A 20,239-nucleotide genomic window follows, 5' to 3' on the forward strand; every position below is an offset into this window, starting at 1 on the left:
AAATACACGGCAGGCCATAAATTATACGGTCCATGGCCGTTAAAAGGAGATAAATAACATCCAAATTAAAAGAATTTGTTTTTCCGAGGGAAAAACTGGGGCTGGGTAGAAAAACTCTGATACATCTTGCGACGACGCGTTCGGCTGGTCCATTCGACCAGTAGAATAGCTTGGGCGCTGCTGATCCCCAGGGTGGGGTTTCACCTGGAACAGGGGCAATTTGCCACTAAATCAGCAACTACAAAATAGGCGGCCAACGGGCAAGGCTACTGCTATCCCTATGGTTTCTAGCAGCTTGATTGAATAGGTCGCTCTAGCCTTAACCGGGAGTTCTATGATTAAGTACTCCCTGGCGACTTCCCATTTGTTCAATAGGAGACTTAGGTTATCCGCAACTATAGTTGATTCTGGTCAAATGTCTAGGCAATTTTGAAAACTTAGTGCATTGTGCCGAGCTCACCTTGTTGTTTTGATCGTTTGCTGCCCGCCCTGAGCCATGGCTGATTGATGGAATACCCCGTTCTATCTAATGATGCAAGGCATTCGCCTGTCTCAGGTGAAGCCCCGGCAATGATCAGCAATGCCCATTTTATCTATAGCAATACACCATGACCGAGGCTGCTAATTTTGTAATGCCTGCTATTCCCAGGGAATTTGATGGAATCTACCGGGGTATCAGTGAGGTATTTCCCCACCAGGCTGAGTCTAAGGACCCGAATGAAAATTTGTTGGCCAGGCTCCAGCAAAGCGATCGCCCCCTGCGCATTAAGTTGGGCATTGACCCAACGGGTTCGGAAATTCACCTGGGCCATAGTATTCCGGTGCGAAAGCTACGGGCGTTTCAGGATGCGGGCCACACGGCGGTTCTATTGATTGGAGATTTTACCGCCCGCATTGGGGATCCGACGGGCAAATCTGAGGTGCGCAAACAGCTAACCCAGGCTGAAGTGAAGGCCAACGCTGAGACCTATATCGATCAGGTGCGGCCCATTTTAGATTTTGATACCCCTGGGCGTTTGGAGATTCGCTACAACTCGGAATGGCTAGCGGATTTGGACCTGGGCAAAATCATTGAGCTGCTTGGCACCATGACCGTCGGGCAGATGCTGGCCAAGGAGGGGTTTGCGAAGCGCTACGACCAGGGTAACCCGGTCTATTTGCACGAGTTTTTGTACCCGCTGCTCCAGGGCTACGATTCGGTGGCGCTCAAGGCGGATGTGGAGCTGGGGGGCACCGACCAAAAGTTTAATGTGGCGGTGGGACGAGATTTGCAGCGTCACTTTGGCTTGACGCCCCAGTTTGGCATGTTGCTGCCGCTGCTGCTGGGGATGGACGGCAGCCAGAAAATGTCTAAGTCGTTGGGTAACTATGTGGGGCTAAAGGAAGATCCCCTGTCGATGTATTCCAAGCTGGAAAAGGTGCCCGACAATATGATTTCGGATTACTTTGAGCTGCTGACCAAGCGGGACTTGGGCACCTTGCCAGAGAACCCTAGGGAAGCGCAAAAACAGCTCGCGTTGGATGTGACCGGTCAATACCATGGGGAGGCGTCGGCCCAACAGGCCCAGAAGGATGCCATTAATTTGGTGCAGGGGGGGGCGGGCCAGGCAGAAGCGGTGCCCGAGTTCTCGTTGACTGCCGTAAACTTCCCGGCGAAGGTGTTTTATTTGTTGGGGGCCACCCCCCTGTGTAGCAGCAGCAGCGATGCCCGCAGACAGATTAAGGGGGGGGCGGTAAAACTGGAGGGGGATAAAGTTACGGACCCCAATGTGGAATTTGCGAGCCCCGATGAGCTGGTGGGTAAGGTGCTGCAGGTGGGTAAGAAAAAGTTCGTGAGGCTGGTGGCGTAATGATGGCAAATGTAGCTGAGCGAATTATTGTGCCCTTGGATGTGCCCACCATGGAGGATGCGATCGCACTCCTGGACGCCATCCCTGAGGTGACCTTTTGGAAAGTGGGTTTAGAGCTATTTGTCAGCGCTGGCCCCGCCATTTTAGAGCAGCTAAAACAGCGCCAAAAGCGTATATTTCTAGACCTCAAATTCCACGACATTCCCAACACCATGGCCGGGGCCTGTCGTGCCGCCGGTCGCCATGGTGTGGATCTCGTTACCGTCCATGCCCCGGCTGGGGGGGCGGCCCTAAAAGCGGCCCAAATTGCGGCCCTAGAAGGTGCGGCCCAGGCAGACTGCCCGCCGCCCACCCTAATTGCCGTTACCCTGCTCACCAGCATTAGCAATCGGGATTTAGCCTACGAGCTCAAGGTCTCCCTGGAGTTAACGGACTATGCCACCCAAATGGCGCTGCTGGCCCAAGACAGTGGCCTGGGGGGCATTGTGTGCTCACCGCAGGAAGCCAACGAACTGCGCCGCATCTGCGGCGATGACTTTTTGTTGATTTGCCCTGGCGTGCGCCCCACCTGGGCGGCCATGGGCGATCAGCAACGGGCCATGACTCCGGCCCAGGCCATGGCCGCCGGGGCTAGCTATTTGGTGATTGGTCGGCCCATTACCCAAGCCCCCGATCCGGCGGTGGCATTGCAAAAAATCTGTGATGAAATTGTGGCGCCAGGGTAGGGGGGACAATGGCAAAACCTCTTAAAAACCACTTTCAAAATCAGATGTTTATAGCCAGTAGGGGGCCGGGTGGCTAAGCGATCGCAGGCGTTGTTTATAGACTTGTTTATTCTGCTGGGGGTGCTTTTGCACGGTGCGCCCAGCCAGGCCCAGCTACCGGCACTACCGCCGGTGACTCCCCCCATACCCGAGGCTGTCCCAGCACCGCCCGAAGAGATCGAACCGGAGCCGGTGCCAGAACCATCCGAGCCGATCTCTTCTCCCACGGTTCCCGCCTTTATCCGTTCCCAACGCGCTTGCCCCCAGGACTTCGAAACCGTTTCCACCTTGTTGGTGCGAGATATCCCCAGCTACGCGAACCGCATTATCCAAAGCACCGTGGCCGACATTGCCACCGCCTATCGGCCCGCCTATGTGATCACCGCCAACCAGCCAGAGCGGGCACCGCTGGATATTAATGAACGGGTTTACACCACGAGTCCACACAGTGGCCAAACCCTACGGCAGTTGTTCTTTACTACCCTAGAACGACAGTATTCTGGCCTGGATGCAACAGCCATTAACCACTTCCACTGGTTGTTTCTTGCCCCCAGCGAAACGGGCTGGCAAATGGTGTTTATGTTTTCCGCCATTGGGGATGGGGACAACACCCTACTGCCGCCCCGCGACAGCAGTCAGGGCAGTGTGGGCCAGGCCGTTCAGCGATGGCTGATCGATTGTCGGGCCAATGCCATTTCTGTTGAGTAGGTGCAGCCACTATGAGGCACAGCCGTTACAGCCCGGCACGCTAGGGCGATGGCGATTTTTGCTGGCGCTTATGGCCCCCCGCACAAACTGCACGGTGCCATAGCCTAATATTCCCAGGGAAAATACCATCAGGGCAACCGCTGTTGGGTTAGGAGCACCGTCGGCATTAACCAAATAGACGCCACTGATAAGCGGCACTGACAAGAGAGAAAAGATAACAACAATGCCCTTGCTAACGAGGGAATAGGGGAGAAGCCAATTTTGTCCCACCTTTACCCGCACAAAATGTAGCTCTTGCCGAAAGCGTTCTTCCACCGTAGGCCAGCATTGGGCTGGGGGCTCTACACCGAAAAACCGTTGGTAGCTATCCAGGGTTCTGCCGTAGGATTCTTTGTGTTTTTGTTTTTCTTCAAAGCTGCCCAGGGTGGGCTCGTGGTGCAATGGAGGCGTATGCAAAAATCCATTTGAGCTAAAAAAATCTGTTGGCGGAGCGGAGTCGAAGCCAACCAACTTAAGCTGTGGTCTCATTTAGTTTCTTGCGAATCGCCTGAATATCTTGCCACATCAGCCACTTGGGTTTTCCCTTTTCCCGAGAAGGGTTGCGCAACAAATAGGCCGGATGAAAAATCGCCATACAATGGCGGCCTTCCCATTCCATCCAATTGCCCCGCATTTTCGTAACCCCCTGCTTAATGCCCAATAGGCCCCTCAACGCCGTATTGCCCGTCAGCAAAATAATCTTCGGATCCACTAAACGTATCTGTTCTTTCAAAAAAGGTACACAGGCCGCAATTTCCCCCGCCGTCGGGTTGCGGTTGCCAGGGGGCCGACACTTAACCACATTGCAAATGTAAACATCATTTTGCGTATCCAACCGCACCGAGGCCAAAATCTGATCCAGCAGTTGGCCCGACTTGCCCACAAAGGGTAGCCCCTGCTCATCCTCCTGCTCCCCTGGCCCCTCCCCAACGATCATAATCGACGCATTGGGATTGCCCCGGCTGACCACCACATTGGTGCGATCGCTAGCCAGATCACACCGCTGACACTGGCTACAATGCTGGGCCATTTGCTCCAAGCTATCGTAGGCACCAGGGGGAATCGCAACCGTGGCACGGGTCGGTATCTGCTCCCAGGTTTCGGGGGATAGTTTGGCGACGGGCTGTTCACCAAACAGACCGATCTGATCTGTCATAGGGGCAAGGGGCAAGGGGCACAATGACCTATCAGTTTATAGGGAAATCATGGTGTTAAATGCCAATTATCAAGACTGGTTTTCTGGCTGCTGCTCAAACTGTTCTAACGCCTCCGACTGCAGCGTCAGCAGCGGCTCTGTTTGCTCATCCGGTTCCGAGAGCCGTTTAATTTCCTGCTCAAACTGGGCCCGCCCCGCATCAAAAAATCGTTGAGAACTACTAGGATAGGCCAGGGCCGCCACCACATTGGCAGATACCCAAAAGCCCTGACTGGGCGCAGGCACCGTTTGCCCCAGAACAGGTGAAGTAATTCCCAAGGTCAGTATGACCCCAGCGATGGGGGCGACATTCAGGCTAGAGCACATTTGATCATCTCCCTTCCCAAGGTTGGCTTGAGACTCGTTTGCATAGCCAACCCCATTCTAGAAAATTTATATGGACTGGGCAGCCGCTTACACCAACTGGGCGCCTATGCCCAACTAGGCACCTATACCAAACTGGGGGGATAATAGCCCAGCCCTTCCACAAACCGGGAGCAAAAATCTTGCAGCCCCAAGGGGTCAGGGTCACCATGGGAAACAACAATCACCTGGTAGCTGTTCATCACCTGGGTAGCCGTGCTCCCCTTATCCAAATCCTGAAAAGCACTGAGCATCTGTATAGAAGGAGTATGGGGCATCCCATTTTCTTTTAAAAACGCAATCAGGTCGCGCTCCAGGCTGGCCGGTAGGGGCCTGCTCAGATTTAGCCGGAGCACCCAGCGATCCACCAAATACATAATGGTTAGCGACTCTGTGGGTAGATGGCTCAAATGGGCCAATCGATCCATCACCCGGAGGATAAGGCTAACGTTGGCGAAGCTGTAGAGATATTGCATGGTGTGACCTCCTAACGCTTACAGCCTACAGAACAAATATGAAGAAAATCTGAGGTTTTTAGTAGTTATATTTTTCTGGCGGCAAACAAATAGGCTTTAGCCAGGGAGTCTCTGCTGTTGGGTTGCCCTGGGTTCTATGCAATCTACACAAGGAACTGGGCTACATTCCGACTTCCGACTTCCGAACTCCGACTTCATTCGCTAGGATAGACAGGCATTAGCCGTATCCTCAAAAACTGCCAGATGTTGAGCAGCATTGTCTATGGTCAGTTCTGAGCAGCAGCATGCTAATTTGCCATTGACATTGCCACCCCTAGGGATGTTTTTTGAAATCGCACCCAGTTTGCTCTGTGTGCTAGATGCTGGGGGCTATTTCCACACGACAAATCCTGAATTTTCGTCGCGGTTGGGCTATGTGCTGCCGGCGCTGCAATCCCATCGATTTCTCGATTTTGTCCATCCAGAGGACTGTGAGGCCACCTTTGACGTGTTGTCCCAGCTGGGGGAGTCGGCTGTAACCCTGGAAAATCGCTACCGCAGCGCCACCGGCAGTTACTGTGAGCTGCGCTGGCAACTGACGAAAAAGGCCGGTTGGATCTATGGGGCGGCCTTGGAAGTGGTGGCTGTCGAGAAACCCGATGCTGAGCCTGCGGAACAGGCGGCCCAAGCGCTAGATACGTGCCAACCGGTGCTGGCCAGCATTTTTGACATGGCGGGAGAAGCCATTATTTGCATTGATCAAGACCAGCAGATCCAGCTGTTTAACCGCAGGGCGGAAAACATTTTTGGCTATGGGGCCCAGGATATTGTGGGGCAGCCCTTGGGGCGGTTGCTGCCCGAGCCCTCTTCCCTGACAAACTGGCGGCAGCGGGATACCTTTGGCACATCTGGCGCTCGGCCCGTGGCGGAAGGCACTAGCACGGTGACGGGGCGGCGTAAAAACGGGGAGACTTTTCCGGCGGTGGTATCCGTGGCCAAAAATTCCATGGATGGGGGCCTGTGGTACACCATCGTGCTACAAGACTTGACCGGGCAGATGGCAGCAGCGGCATCTATTCGCCGCAGTGAAGAACGGCTGCGTACTACGACCAATGCCTTGCCTGTGTTGATTGCCTACATTGATGCCCAGGAATATTATCGGTTTAATAACCGCGCCTATGAAAATTGGCTGGGGGTGCCTTACCAAAGTTTAGAGGGGCAGCGTTTGAGCCAGGCGCTGGGGCCGGATATTTATGCGATTATTCAGCCCTATTTGCACCAGGCCCTAAAGGGAGAACGGGTCACCTTTGAGGTGGAACTGCCCAAGAGCGATCGCGCCTATCGCTGGGTGAGCATCAGCTACCAGCCCGATATCCAAAAAGGTAAGGTGAAGGGCTGTTTTGCCCTGACCCAGGATATTAGTGCCCACAAGGCGGCGGACCAGCTAAAGGATGAATTTGTGTCGGTGGTGAGCCATGAGCTGCGCACCCCCCTCACCTCCATCCATGGGTCCCTGAAGCTTTTAACCACCGGAAAATTGGGCCATTTAGCCCCCCAGGGCCAGGAGCTATTGGAAATTGCCCTGAACAACACCGAGCGGCTCACCCGGCTGATCAATGACGTGCTCGACCTAGAACGGATTGAGTCGGGGTTGATCAAAATGATCAAGGTGCGGTGCCGGGTGGCGGACTTGCTAGAACAGGCGGCCCACGCCATGGGGTCCATGGCCCAGGCCCATGGGGTCACGGTCAACATTGTGCCGGTGGAGGCCGACATCTATGCCGACCCAGACCACATTGAACAAACCTTGACCAATCTGTTGAGCAACGCGATTAAGTTTTCGCTCCAGGGGCAAACGGTATTGCTAGAGGCGGTGGACCAGCCCCACCAGATTTTGTTTAAGGTGATTGACCATGGTCGCGGGATACCGGAAGACAAACTAGAAACTATTTTTGAGCGGTTTCAACAGGTGGATGCGTCCGATACGCGCAAGCACGGGGGAACGGGGCTGGGGTTGGCCATTTGTCGGGAGATTGTGCAACATCACCACGGTCGTATTTGGGTGAAGAGCATCCACGGCCAGGGAAGTACGTTTTGTTTTACGCTGCCTAAGTCTTCTAGGGAAGACCCATCACCATGACCCGTCGCCAAATTTTGTTAATCGATGATGAAACGGATATTCAAACCGTTGCCAAAATTGGCATTACCCTGAGCACCGACTGGGAGGTGATTACGGCAAATTCTGGTGAGGCGGGGCTGGACGTTGCGATCGCAACGCCACCGGATGCCATTTTGCTCGATGTGGCCATGCCGGGGATGGATGGGTTGGCCACCCTAGCCGCCCTCAAACAAAATCCAGCAACCACCGATATCCCCATTATTTTTCTCACCGCCAAGGCCCAGGCCGCCGACCGTCGCAGGCTCTACGAAGCCGGGGCCAAGGGCGTCATCCTCAAACCCTTTGACCCCACCACCCTGGCCAGCCAAATGGCAGGCTTTTTGGCCTGGCCGTTTTGACCGTTTTTCCCATCCTATTCTTGCCAATAGTCAGGTTTGCTTAGGCTGTCGGCACAGGTCACTTTTCCCTGAATCACGGGCGTTTTGTCGTCGCTTAAATCGTGCACCATCCAGGCGTTGACATAGGCCGCAGGTAGCTCGTAGGGGGCATCCAGGCCGAGGGGCAGGGCGGGGGTAAAGCCAAAGCGACCGTAGTAGTTGGGATCGCCCAGGACAAACACCAGGTCTACGCCAGCTTGGGCGAGGTGGGAGCACCCGGCTTGCACCAGCTGGGTGCCAATGCCCTGGCGTTGGGCGGTGGGAATGACGGCGAGGGGGGCCAAAATTGCCGCCGCCGTATGGCTAAGGTGGGCGGCGGTAAACAAGATATGGCCAACGGCCTGGTTGTTTTGCCAGGCCAGGAGAGAAACCGATGGTTGAGCCGTGGGATCGGATAGTAAGTCTTTAACCAGGTTGGCTTCGATCTCCTGGCCAAAGGCAAGGGTTTCCACCTGGAGAACGGTGGCTAAGTCGGAGGCGAGGGCGGGGCGAATGGTGCAGGGGGATGGGGGCATGGGAGCGGCGGCGGCGGAAAAAATCACCTGGGCGGGTACTACCGTAGGCGTAGTCAGGATACTATGCTGACATTAAAATCAGCCATCAGCCGCACCCATGAGCCGCGATGCCCTAATCGTCGGAATCAATAGCTACCAGTATTTAAATCCGTTGACAGCTCCAGCCAAGGATGGGGAAGCCATCGCCCAGCGGCTGGGGCAGACCGGGGAGTTTAAAATTTGGCGCATACCGGAGCACCTTGACCGGACCCAGGGCAATCGGCCCACGGTGTCATCAAAGCAGCCGGTGTCCCAGCAGCAGCTAAAGCAGGCCCTAAAGCGGCTGTTTTTACCAGAGAGTAACCAGGCCCCCGAGACCGCCCTATTTTACTTTTCCGGCCACGGCATTCGCGATGACGAAGGCTTTGACCAAGGGTACCTGGCCACCAGCGACACCGATCCCAAACATCCCAGCACAGGAATTTCATTGCGGTGGCTGCAGTGGCTGCTATCGGAAAGCCAAGTTAAACAACAAATTATCTGGCTAGACTGCTGCCACAGCGGGTCTTTGATCGTTAACGTGGGGGCGGCGAATCCCGGCAATAGCGACAGCCGGGACCGGTGCTTTATTGCTTCCTCGCGGGATTTTGAAACCTCCTGGGAAGATTTGAACAGTGAATACAGCGTGCTGACCAAGGCATTGCTGGACGGGCTGGAGCCCTCCCGGTTGCCGGGGCGGTGGATCAATAATTTGGATCTAGTGGCCTATGTGAACCAGGCGCTGCAGGGGGAGTTGCAAACCCCAGTGTGCACCAACTTTGGCGAGGCGATTAAATTAACCCGACCCTGGCAGGCAGAAGCTAAGGAAAAACTGAAGAAGCCTGTTGACAACGGCATCTGCCCTTACAAGGGGCTGGAATTTTTCGACTGCAACGGCGAAGACCCCAAATACTTTTTTGGGCGGGAGAAGCTAATTGGCCAACTGCTAGACCAGGTGCGCACCGGCAACTTTATGGCCTTGGTGGGGGCCTCGGGCAATGGCAAATCCTCCGTACTCCGGGCCGGGTTAATCCATCGGTTGAGCCAGGGGCGGCGCATTGCCGGGAGCGACCGGTGGCAGATTTTAATTACCCGTCCCGACGTGCATCCAATGCAGAACCTGGCGGCGGCGTTTGTGCCAGAAGGCGGATCGCAGTTGGACCGGGCGGAGGCATTGGGGCGGGCGGCGGGGCTGCTAAAGGAGGGGGCGGCGGGGCTGCAGCGGTTGGTGCAGGCATCCAGGGCGGAGCGGATAATTTTGGTGATTGACCAATTTGAGGAAGTGTTTACCCGGTGCAACAACGCGGAGGAACGGGAACAGTTTTTTAATTGTTTAATGGGGGCACTGCAAGAGACCGGGGAGAAACTTTGCCTGATTATCGCCATGCGGGCGGACTTTGTGGGCAAATGTTTGGAACAGGACTATGGTGGATTGGCCCAGCGGGTGCAGGACCATATGGTCAGTGTGTTGCCCCTGAACTCGGAGGAGTTAAAGGAGGCCATTTGCAAGCCCGCTGAGCAGGCGAACCTAATGGTGGAAGCGGCTTTAGTAACGGAGATTTTAGACGATATCCAAGGGGCACCGGGGAGTTTGCCGCTGTTGCAATATACCCTGAAAGAACTGTGGCAGCGGCGGCAGGGGAGTACGCTAATGCTGGCCACCTATCAGGAGCTGGGGGGCATTAACGGCACCCTGGATCAGCGGGCCACGGAGATTTACGATAGCTGTGATGGGGATCAGCAGCGGACGGTGCGGCATATTTTTCAGCAGTTGACCCAGCTGGGGGAGGGCACTGAGGATACCCGGCGGCGGGTGTTTTTGGACAACCTGGTGTCGGAGCCGTTGCATCCGGCGGCGCGGGTGCGGGCGGTGATTGAGACGCTGTCCAGCCAGGAGAATCGGTTGTTGGTGACCAGTGAGGTGATTGGCAAGGGGGAGAATAAGGAGCGGCGGGCGATTGTGGATGTGGCCCATGAGGCGTTGATTCGCCATTGGCGGTTGTTGCGGCGGTGGATTGAGGACAATCGGGATTTGTTGCGGCAGCAGCGGCGGATTGAGGCCAGTGCGGTTAGTTGGCAGGGGCAGAATCGGGCGAAAGGGTATTTGTTGCAGGGGTTTTTGCTGAAGGAGGCGCTGCGGTTTCAGAAGCAGCAATCGGAGATTTTGCCGCTGTCGGATGTGGCCTGTAGTTTTTTGAGAAAAAGTGTTAGGCAACGCAATTTAGGTTGGTTAAAAATAGCTAGTTTACTGCTATTGTTACCCCCCATTGTGGACTACTCGTTGCATCAATGGAAGATAGACCAGCTCTACAGTAAATTGAATGGAGCCGAGAGGAATGATCCACGGGGAAGTGTAAATTCTCTTACCAAGGACTGCGGAAAGAGGAGGGGAGCGTTGACAAGCTACCTTATAGAACGGGCCACCGGTGAATACTGTCGCTCGTTGGCCAATGAAAGATTCACACCAGAAGCCAACCTCGACAGCGTCAACCTCTACAGAGCCAACCTCTCCTTCGCCACCCTCGACAGAGCCAACCTCTCCTTCGCCACCCTCGACAGAGCCAACCTCTCCTTCGCCACCCTCGACAGCGCCAACCTCTACAGCGCCACCCTCGACAGAGCCAACCTCTACAGCGCCAACCTCGACAGAGCCACCCTCGACAGCGCCAACCTCTACAGAGCCACCCTCGACAGCGCCACCCTCGACAGCGCCAACCTCTACAGCGCCAACCTCTACAGCGCCAACCTCTACAGCGCCAACCTCTACAGCGCCAACCTCTACAGAGCCAACCTCGACAGCGCCAACCTCTACAGAGCCAACCTCTACAGCGCCATTTTTCTTGCTACAGATTTGCGAACTACTCAGAAACTCACCACAAATCAATTAGAGGGTAAAAACCCACCCTTGCTCTGTAATTCTCCACTGCCCGCCGATATTAAAATTGATCAGGACCGAGACTGTGACCAACTAGCTGATATTTTGCATCAACGGTATCCAGCACGGTTTAACAGCCTGGAAGCCGCTGAAGAATACATTAACGAGAAACGGCAGATAACCTGGGAATAGCCTGGAAGTAGCGCATTTGAATCTTAGGATAGTGCCGTTGCTGGTTAACCCAACAAACAACATGGTAAGCAATTAATAGAATCTGCACCCTGGGCATCGTCGCCCACTCCCCCTAACCATGGCTGACCCCACCCAATCCCGCTGGCAGTTTTGGATCGACCGCGGCGGCACCTTTACCGACATTGTCGCCCGCCGCCCCGACGGCCAGCTACAGGTGCACAAACTCCTTTCCGAAAACCCAGGCCGCTATGCCGATGCCCCCATCCAAGGAATTCGGGATTTATTGAAGCTGGAACCAGATGCCCCTATGCCCTCCGAGGCAATTGAAATCATCAAAATGGGCACCACCGTCGCCACTAATGCTTTGTTAGAACGCAAGGGCGATCGCACCCTATTAATCATCACCCAGGGCCTCAAAGACGCCCTGCGCATCGGCTACCAAAACCGCCCCGACATCTTTGCCCGCGAGATTATCCTGCCGGAAATGCTCTACGAACAGGTGGTGGAAGTGGACGAACGCTACAGCGCCCAAGGTGAGGAACTGCAGCCCGTGCAGCTGGACACGTTGAGCCCCAAACTCCAGGCCGCCTACGACAGCGGCATTCGCGCCTGTGCCATCGTATTAATGCACGGCTACCGCTACCCGGCCCACGAAACCCAGGTGGCCGCCCTAGCCCAGGATATCGGCTTTACCCAGGTCTCATTATCCCACCAGGTCAGCCCCCTAATGAAGCTGGTGAGCCGGGGAGATACCACCCTGGTGGATGCCTATTTGTCGCCAATTCTAAAACGCTATGTGGATCGGGTGGCCAGTAGCCTGGGGGGCCTGGAACTGGGAGCGGATGGCCCCCAAACGCCCAATGCTGGGGGCTTTGCAAAAACAACGCCTAAGCTTATGTTTATGCAGTCCAATGGCGGTCTCACCGATGCCCATTTATTTGAAGGCAAGGACAGCATTTTATCCGGCCCTGCGGGGGGCGTGGTGGGCATGGTGCAAACCGCCAACCTGGCCGGTTTTGATAAAATTATCGGCTTTGACATGGGGGGCACCTCCACCGATGTGTCCCACTATAGCGGCGAATATGAACGGGTATACGAATCGGAGGTGGCGGGGGTGCGCATCACCGCGCCGATGATGGCCATCCATACGGTGGCGGCGGGGGGCGGCTCGGTGCTGCAGTTTGATGGCGGTCGCTATCGGGTGGGGCCAGACTCTGCCGGGGCCCACCCCGGTCCCGCCTGTTATCGCCAGGGGGGGCCCCTAACGGTGACCGACTGCAATGTGATGCTGGGTAAAATTCAGCCCCGGTTCTTTCCCCAGGTATTTGGCCCCGAGGGCGACCAGCCCCTGGATAGGGACATTGTGCAACAGCAATTTGTCGCCCTGGCCCAGGAGATTTTTGCAAACACCCAGGACAACCGAGCACCGGAGGAAGTGGCGGCAGGCTTTTTGGCCATTGCGGTGGAAAATATGGCCAATGCCATTAAGAAAATCTCGGTGCAGCAGGGCCACGATGTGTCGGACTACACCTTGGTGTGCTTTGGCGGGGCGGCGGGGCAACATGCCTGCCTGATTGCCGATGCCCTGGGCATGGAGCGCATTTTTATTCATCCGTTGGCGGGGGTGCTGTCGGCCTATGGCATGGGCCTGGCGGATGTGCGCGCCCTGCGCCAGGGGGCGATAGAACAGCCCCTGGCCCCGGAGTTGTTGCCCCAGCTGCAAACAACCCTAGGGGAAATGACAACAACGGCCCAGGCCGAGGTCCGCCGCCAGGGGGTGCCGGAACAACGCATGGACACCTTGCCCAAGGTACACCTGCGCTATGAGGGAACAGATTCGGCCCTAATGGTGCCCTGGGGCGACCTGGCCAGCATGGTGGCCCAGTTTGAGCAAAGCTATCGCCAGCGCTATGGGTTTACCATGGCGGAAAAACCGCTGGTGGTGGAGGCGGTGTCGGTGGAGGTGGTGGGGAAAATGCCCCTGCCTCCAGAACCGGTGAACACCACACCGCGAAACTGTGAACTAACGGCGGTTACCACGGTGCCGATGTTTACCCAGGGTACCTGGCAGGTCACCCCCCTATTTCAGCGGGGCGACCTGCGGCCGGGGGACCAAATTGCTGGACCGGCCATTATTGTGGCGGCCACGGGCACCAATGTGGTTGAACCGGGCTGGCGCGGGGACATTAGCGATCGCAACCACCTGATTCTCTCTAAGGTCTCCGTTGCCCAAGCCGCGCCTTCCCAAGCCGCGCCTTCCCAAACCGCACAAACCCTGGCCAAACCCGACCCGGTGATGCTGGAGATTTTCAACAATCTGTTTATGGCCATTGCCGAACAGATGGGCTTTACCCTGCAAAAGACCAGCTACTCGGTCAACATCAAGGAGCGTTTAGACTTCTCCTGTGCCATTTTTGACCACCGGGGCCAGCTGGTGGCCAATGCCCCCCACATTCCCGTGCACCTGGGCTCCATGGGAGAAAGTATTAAAAGCCTGATGGCGGCTAAGGGCCACCGCCTTAAACGGGGGGATGTGTATATCCTCAACAATCCCTACAATGGCGGCACCCACCTGCCCGATGTCACCGTGATCACCCCGGTGTTCCCAGAAGAGACTAAAGAGACCCATGCCGGAACAGCCAGCCCCCTATTTTATGTGGCCTCCCGCGGTCACCATGCGGACATCGGCGGCATCACCCCCGGTTCCATGCCCCCCAACAGCACCACCGTGGAAGAAGAAGGGGTGCTGATCGACAACTTTCAGCTGGTGGACCAGGGCCAGTTTCGAGAACGGGCCTTGCTGGAGCTGCTCACCCTGGCAACGTACCCGGTGCGCAATCCGAACCAAAATATTGCCGACCTCCAGGCCCAAATTGCGGCCAATGAAAAGGGGGTGCAGGAACTGCACAAAATGGTGCGCCACTACGGCCTGGCCACGGTGCAAGCCTATATGCGCCATGTGCAGGACAACGCGGAAGAAGCGGTGCGGCGAGTGATTGAGGTGCTCAATCCGGGGACGTTTACCTACGAAATGGATGACGGCTGTCGGATCCAGGTGGCCATTGAGTGCGATCGCAACCGCCGCACCGCCCGCATCGACTTCACCGGCACCTCCCCCCAGCAAACCACCAACTACAACGCCCCGGCAGCCGTGGGCAAAGCCGCCGTCCTCTACGTTTTTCGCACCCTGGTGGCCGATACCATCCCCCTCAATGCGGGCTGCCTCAAACCCTTAGATATTGTTATTCCCCCCGGCTCCATGCTCAACCCCCAATATCCGGCGGCGGTGGTGGCGGGCAATGTGGAAACCTCCCAGGCCATCACCGATGCCCTCTACGGCGCGTTGGGCATAATGGCCGGCTCCCAGGGCACCATGAACAACTTCACCTTTGGTAGCGATCGGCACCAGTACTACGAGACCATCTGCGGTGGCTCCGGGGCGGGGCCAGATCATCCCGGCACCGATGCCGTCCAAACCCACATGACCAATTCCCGCCTCACCGATCCAGAGGTATTAGAATGGCGTTTCCCCGTCCTGTTAGACACATTTACCCTCCGCCGGGGCAGCGGCGGCCAGGGGCAATATGGGGGCGGCGATGGGGTGGTGCGCCGCATCCAGTTTCGGGCACCCATGACGGCGGCAATTCTCTCCAACCATCGCCGGGTGGCCCCCTTTGGCCTCAAGGGAGGGCAGCCGGGGCAAACCGGTCGCAACTATATTGTGCGCCGGGATGGCACCGTGGAACCCCTAACCAGCAAGGCCATGGCCCCCATGGCCCCCGGAGACAGCTTTGTCATTGAGACCCCCGGCGGCGGCGGCTATGGAACCGCCCCAGGTAAACCCTAGGGTTCCGTCCAGGTAAACCCTAGGGTTCCGTTCCCAGGTAAACCCTGGGGGTCCGTCCCCAGGGTCAACCCTGGGGTTCCATCAGGTTTTATCCAGATAATGCGCCCAATCAGCTGTATCGATAAGCTAGCTCGTTTAGCAGTGGGGACCTTAACTATTCAAACTACGTGCAATGGCTTAATCTTCCATGGAAGATAAATCAACTGTTTGACGCCCAATAATTTGCCAAAAAACTCTCATTTTCAGGGATAGGAAAGCCAATATTTCTCAAAACCAAGAAAATTGAAACCTCGATATATGCCAGTGCATTGGGGGAAACTATCCGCAATTTGTTAGGTTTCTTTATGGGAAAAGTCCGAAATGTAAAACGTTAAACAATATTAATCAACAAAAATTACTGTCTTACACCTCTCCTTCGCTATTATTTCGGGGAGATTGCTGTTTAAGCCACCCATTAGGGGGAATACTCTAACTAGAAACATTCAATTAAGGGTATTTGTCTTTATGCTCTGGGGTAAGGCGCAGTCCCTTCACAAAAATCTCACATTATTTGTTTAGCATCCTTGGTTGAGATGTTTGGTGTAGGGAAAATTTCATTCTTATCAAGGGCTGGTTAAAAATTAAAATCATGGTCTTGTTCCTAGAAATTAAGGCTTACCAAGCCTTTTCGGATTAAGCCATGAGTTTTTTAACAGCTCCTAACTATTTAAAAATGGCTCGGGTACCGTACAGCAATGAGCTGTGGGCCGTGGGTTTACCAGTCGTATTCTTAAAATGTCGAGGGTTCTAAATCATGACTACACCACCATTCCGAAAATTTTCGTTGCTGTTTGCCATGTGGGACTATCTCAACCAGCCCGTTTTTGACAACGATGTAAAATTTGTCTTCAATCCTGCTAAATTTACGGTGGGGTATCGCACAGACCTACTCAAGCGCTGCTGGACAAAGGATTACACCCTAGAGAAAAAACGCTACCAGCTAGAACAGTGCTGGGACAATAACGATCCCCAAAACGATAACCAAGGGGAGCCCCGCCTGTCGGATCCCGCCGCCAGCGAGAGAGACTAGGGACTCTGGCCAGAACGCCTCACAGCTCCAATAAGCTAAGTTGAATAGTTGCTTTCATCGTGCTCTGGCTAAAATATCCAGGCTGCAATATGCCCCCCACCGGGGCGGCCTGGGTCGGGTCTAAACTAGCCGCCAGGGCAATGTGGCCATCGGCAACGGCCAACCCCAGGGTGGGGTCAAACCCACGCCAGCCGCCACCGGGAATATACACCTCTGGCCAGGCATGGAGATCGTGCTCGGCTTGGGTGCCAATGTCACCTTGTTGGTAGCCGCTAACAAACCGAGCGGCCAGGCCAACGGCACGGCAGGCGGCCATAAACAAAACGGTAAAATCGCGGCAGCTCCCTCGCTTTTCGGTGAGCACCTTAGCCGCGGGCCAGGGATCACCGTCCTGGCGGGTTTCGTAGGTATAGGTTTGGTAAATAATATTGGTCAGGCCCGTTAAAAACAGGGCCACATTGCCATGGACTCGATGCAGCTGCTGTTGCGCCCAGTCCACCACGGTGGGGCTATCGGGCAGCAGCGGCGTGAGATAGGGCAAAAGCCGTTGATGGAGGGCCCTGGGATAGTCGATGGGGGCTGTGAGGGCCCAGTTGGGAGAGAGATAGTCAAAGGGGTTGGTCCGCTTGGTTTCGACCTCGCACTGGGTGACGATGGTGAGGGTGCTGGTTTCGCTGTCTGGAAACCACACCTGGCGACAAATATTGCCTTCTAGGTCTAACCAGTCGAGACTTTTTTGCGGGGTCGGCAAAATCTCACACGTAAACCGGTCCAGGTGCTGTGCGCCATCTCCCCGGGGCTGCAACCGTAGGGAATGCTCCCCCAGTTTAACCGGCTGAACATAGTGATAGCGAGTGTTGTGGATAATCTTATAGTGCACGGCGACCTAGGCTAACACGGGAAGTCCAAAGAAGTTTTCGGTGATGGCGCTGCCGACATGGTTGAGGTCATCCTGGAGACGGTCTAAAACCTCGTGGAGGCCGATTTCAAAGATCTCTTCTAGGGTGATGTATTCTAAATGCGATCGCAGCTTGCCCAACCGCCGTTCGCTGCTGAGGCGCCAACTGCCCGCAGGGGTGCCAGAAATTTTATGCAAGGACTTTTCCGCCTCTAAAATGCAGCAGCGAATAGAGCGGGGAAACTCGGGATTGAGGACCAAAAAATCCACCACACCCCTGGGGTTAATCATATGCTGACATTTGCTGTACATCTCATAGGCACTGGCGGACCGCAGCAGGGCGATCCACTGCAAATTATCCAAGGGACTGCCCACCGCCGCTAGCGATGGTAACAAAATAAAGTACTTAACATCTAAAATCCGCGCCGTTTTATCCGCCCGTTCCAAATAGCGTCCCAATAGGCCAAAGTGCCACCCCTCATTGTGGGACATGGTGGCATTCATCACCCCGGCAAACATGTGGCTAGCGTTTTTTACCTCCGGGTAAAAGGCATAGAGCTTGGACATATCCATGGATTTAGCCGCATCTTCCACTTGCAGATAGAACTCATTTAACTGTTCCCACATTTCCGAAGAAATAATCTCCCGCACCGAGCGGGCATTTTCCCGCGCCAGTTTTACACAGGAACGAATGGAGTTGGGATATTCGGCATCGAAGGTGAGAAACTTCAGCACATTTTCGGCGGTGGCCTCACCATAGCGCTCTTTAAACAGGGCCTGATCGCCGGTGGTCACCACCAGTGGTTCCCACTGTTGCATAGTGCCCATGGGGGTATCCAACAAAAGGTTGAGATTAACATCAACAAAGCGAGAGACATTTTCCGCCCGCTCGACATAACGATTGGCCCAGTAGATGGAGTTGGCAACGCGGCTTAGCATGGGAGAGAAAATAGAGAATTAAAATCGTAGGGTGGGCGCCGCCCACTGTCAAAAACAAAATCGTAGCCCAGTAATCGTAAAGTGGGCGCGCCCACCGTCAAAAAAACAAAAGTCCAAACCAAAAGCAGATCAGCTCGCGGTGGCGGCCACCACCCAGGTGTCCTTACTGCCCCCACCCTGGGAAGAGTTCACCACCAGGGAGCCTTTTTTCAGGGCGACACGGGTGAGGCCACCGGGGTTCACATAGATGTCTTCGCCGTGGAGAATAAAGGGACGCAGGTCCACATGGCAGCCCTGGAATTCGCTGTTGATCAAGGCGGGCACCCGCGACAAACACAGGGTGGGTTGGGCAATGTAGCCCCGGGGATTGGCCTTAATTTGGTCCGCAAAGGCATCCCGTTCGGGGTCGGTGGAATGGGGACCCACCAGCATGCCGTAGCCGCCGGATGCGTTGGTGGCTTTAACCACCAGCTCATCCAAATGGCCTAGGACATAATTCTGTTGCTGGGCATTTTCGCATAGGTAGGTGGGCACGTTGGGAATTAGCTGTTCTTCGCCCAGGTAGTAGCGCACCATGTCGGGCACATAGCTATAGACCATTTTGTCGTCGGCGACGCCCGTACCGGGGGCGTTTGCGATCGCAACCCGGCCCTGGCGATATACGTCCATTAGCCCTGGCACCCCCAGCATGGAATCGGGCCGGAAGGTGAGGGGGTCAAGAAAGTCGTCATCAATGCGTCGATAGATCACATCCACCCGCTTTAGCCCTTTGGTCGTCTTCATTTGTAAATAGCCATCGGCCACCACCAGGTCGCGCCCTTCCACCAGTTCAATCCCCATTTGCTGGGCCAAAAAAGAATGTTCAAAATAGGCGGAATTGTAAATCCCTGGCGACATCAGCACCACCTGGGGGTCGGGCATAGTATCCGGGGCCAGGTGCAGCAGGGAGGCCAGTAGCTGGCTGGGGTAGGCATCGACGGGGTTAATGTTGAGGGCTTCAAATAGGGCCGGGAAGGCGCCCTTCATCACCCGTCTGTTTTCTAGCACATAGGACACCCCCGAGGGACAGCGGAGATTGTCTTCAAGCACGTACCAATTGCCGTTGCGATCGCGAACTAAATCTGTTCCAGTAATGTGACACCAGATCCCTTTGGGGGGCTTAATGCCCAGGCAGGGCTTGAGGAACCCTGTGGCCGATTCAATCACCTCCCGGGGAATTATTCCGTCCTTGAGAATCTTTTGGTCGTTGTAGATATCGTCTAAAAAACAGTTGAGCGTTTCAATGCGCTGCTTTAGTCCCCGCTCTAACCACTGCCATTCTTCGCTGGGCACCACCCGGGGCACCACGTCAAAGGGAAAAATTCGTTCTGTGCCCTGGTTGTCGTTGTAAACGTTGAAGGTTACACCGAGCTTAAACAGCATGTTTTGCGCCATCTGCTGCCGTAGCATCAGCTCATCGATGGAAATGTTGCTAATGCGTTGCACCAACAGTTCTGCCTCCGGTCGCGGCACACCGCGACTGACAAACAGTTCATCGTAAAAGTCGCCGGGATCGTAGGTGTTAAACACAGCATGTATTCTCTAAGCGCATACTCCACTGATTAACGGTAAGCGACATCGTAAATTGTAAGCATGCATACATCTGAGTAAAATTTAATACCGAATTAAGTTTAATAACAACCCCAATGCTGAAACAAGAGGAGCTGTTAATAAACAAATTCATGATTTAGATCCAGTAATGTTTATCTGATATCATCGTAACTCCCGCCAAACCTGAATTTTCGTAATGAGCGATAGCCTCCTTCAGGAAAGCCCTGAGCAACTCTGATCGCTATTAATCCATGCCCTACTATGGTTGGTAACTCGCAAAACCCGCTACGTGGGGTCCCCCCGAGTTCCACACACCCCCATGGCTAGGGCGGACCGCCGCCCTAGAACCCTCGGAAAAATATCTAT

16 protein-coding genes are annotated in these 20,239 nt (G+C 55.2%); 8 read left to right on the forward strand and 8 right to left on the reverse strand.

Features of this window, described 5'->3' with window-relative positions; translation table 11 throughout:
- Positions 1–632: 632 nt before the first annotated feature.
- The 3 genes from tyrS (at position 633) to IXB28_RS10915 (ending at position 3,322) form a co-directional block, all read left to right on the forward strand.
- Positions 633–1,850: a tyrosine--tRNA ligase gene (gene tyrS / locus IXB28_RS10905; protein WP_215618685.1), complete on the forward strand. Its 1,218-nt coding sequence runs from the start codon at positions 633–635 to the stop codon at positions 1,848–1,850.
- Complete coding sequence (gene pyrF, locus IXB28_RS10910) at positions 1,850–2,575, forward strand: orotidine-5'-phosphate decarboxylase (RefSeq protein WP_215618612.1); 726 nt, start codon at positions 1,850–1,852, stop codon at positions 2,573–2,575. Before tyrS ends, pyrF begins: the two co-directional genes overlap by 1 nt.
- A gap of 69 nt (positions 2,576–2,644) precedes the next feature.
- Positions 2,645–3,322: a hypothetical protein gene (locus IXB28_RS10915; RefSeq protein ID WP_215618613.1), complete on the forward strand. Its 678-nt coding sequence runs from the start codon at positions 2,645–2,647 to the stop codon at positions 3,320–3,322.
- A 9-nt stretch (positions 3,323–3,331) separates the two neighbouring features.
- On the opposite strand, the gene IXB28_RS10920 is transcribed toward IXB28_RS10915, so the two are convergent.
- The 4 genes from IXB28_RS10920 to IXB28_RS10935 form a co-directional block, all read right to left on the reverse strand.
- A complete protein-coding gene (locus IXB28_RS10920) occupies positions 3,332–3,850 on the reverse strand; it encodes a glycine-rich domain-containing protein (protein ID WP_215618614.1) in 519 nt (172 codons plus the stop codon).
- Entirely contained in the window at positions 3,834–4,517 is a 684-nt protein-coding gene (locus IXB28_RS10925) for a uracil-DNA glycosylase (protein WP_215618615.1), read from the reverse strand. The genes IXB28_RS10920 and IXB28_RS10925 overlap by 17 nt, the downstream gene beginning before the upstream one ends.
- 69 nt (positions 4,518–4,586) lie before the next feature.
- The gene (locus IXB28_RS10930; protein WP_215618616.1) at positions 4,587–4,883 is read right to left on the reverse strand and encodes a hypothetical protein; all 297 of its coding nucleotides are present in this window, start codon (positions 4,881–4,883) and stop codon (positions 4,587–4,589) included.
- 122 nt (positions 4,884–5,005) lie between these two features.
- Positions 5,006–5,395 (reverse strand): hypothetical protein, encoded by a 390-nt coding sequence (locus IXB28_RS10935; RefSeq protein ID WP_215618617.1) that lies wholly within the window; start codon positions 5,393–5,395, stop codon positions 5,006–5,008.
- Between the two features lie 262 nt (positions 5,396–5,657).
- On the opposite strand from IXB28_RS10935, the gene IXB28_RS10940 reads away from it, so the two are divergent.
- Positions 5,658–7,514, forward strand: coding sequence for an ATP-binding protein (locus IXB28_RS10940; RefSeq protein ID WP_215618618.1), 1,857 nt, complete (start codon positions 5,658–5,660; stop codon positions 7,512–7,514).
- Positions 7,511–7,891 carry a response regulator gene (locus tag IXB28_RS10945; RefSeq protein ID WP_215618619.1) on the forward strand — a complete coding sequence of 127 codons (381 nt, stop codon included), beginning with the start codon at positions 7,511–7,513 and terminating at the stop codon, positions 7,889–7,891. The genes IXB28_RS10940 and IXB28_RS10945 overlap by 4 nt, the downstream gene beginning before the upstream one ends.
- Before the next feature lie 14 nt (positions 7,892–7,905).
- On the opposite strand, the gene IXB28_RS10950 is transcribed toward IXB28_RS10945, so the two are convergent.
- Positions 7,906–8,472, reverse strand: a complete 567-nt coding sequence (locus IXB28_RS10950; protein WP_326521015.1) for a GNAT family N-acetyltransferase — start codon at positions 8,470–8,472, stop codon at positions 7,906–7,908.
- 70 nt (positions 8,473–8,542) lie between these two features.
- Here IXB28_RS10950 and IXB28_RS10955 point away from each other — a divergent pair, with 70 nt between their 5' ends.
- The 3 genes from IXB28_RS10955 (at position 8,543) to IXB28_RS10965 (ending at position 16,446) form a co-directional block, all read left to right on the forward strand.
- A complete protein-coding gene (locus IXB28_RS10955; RefSeq protein WP_215618620.1) occupies positions 8,543–11,530 on the forward strand; it encodes an nSTAND1 domain-containing NTPase in 2,988 nt (995 codons plus the stop codon).
- A gap of 118 nt (positions 11,531–11,648) precedes the next feature.
- The gene (locus IXB28_RS10960; RefSeq protein WP_215618621.1) at positions 11,649–15,377 is read left to right on the forward strand and encodes a hydantoinase B/oxoprolinase family protein; all 3,729 of its coding nucleotides are present in this window, start codon (positions 11,649–11,651) and stop codon (positions 15,375–15,377) included.
- A gap of 793 nt (positions 15,378–16,170) precedes the next feature.
- Positions 16,171–16,446, forward strand: a complete 276-nt coding sequence (locus tag IXB28_RS10965) for a hypothetical protein (protein ID WP_215618622.1) — start codon at positions 16,171–16,173, stop codon at positions 16,444–16,446.
- A 19-nt stretch (positions 16,447–16,465) separates the two neighbouring features.
- Here the strand turns inward: IXB28_RS10965 and IXB28_RS16935 are convergent, their stop codons facing one another.
- From IXB28_RS16935 to IXB28_RS10980, 3 genes are all read right to left on the reverse strand, one after another.
- On the reverse strand, positions 16,466–17,326 hold the full coding sequence (locus tag IXB28_RS16935) for a transglutaminase family protein (protein WP_215618623.1): 861 nt from the start codon (positions 17,324–17,326) through the stop codon (positions 16,466–16,468).
- A 6-nt stretch (positions 17,327–17,332) separates the two neighbouring features.
- The gene (locus tag IXB28_RS10975) at positions 17,333–18,283 is read right to left on the reverse strand and encodes an alpha-E domain-containing protein (RefSeq protein ID WP_215618624.1); all 951 of its coding nucleotides are present in this window, start codon (positions 18,281–18,283) and stop codon (positions 17,333–17,335) included.
- A 129-nt stretch (positions 18,284–18,412) separates the two neighbouring features.
- Positions 18,413–19,852 (reverse strand): circularly permuted type 2 ATP-grasp protein, encoded by a 1,440-nt coding sequence (locus IXB28_RS10980; protein ID WP_326521016.1) that lies wholly within the window; start codon positions 19,850–19,852, stop codon positions 18,413–18,415.
- Positions 19,853–20,239 lie beyond the last annotated feature (387 nt).

Origin of the sequence: Leptothoe kymatousa TAU-MAC 1615 (assembly GCF_018739865.1) — a bacterium.
Classification (GTDB): Bacteria; Cyanobacteriota; Cyanobacteriia; order Phormidesmidales; family Phormidesmidaceae; genus Leptothoe; species Leptothoe kymatousa.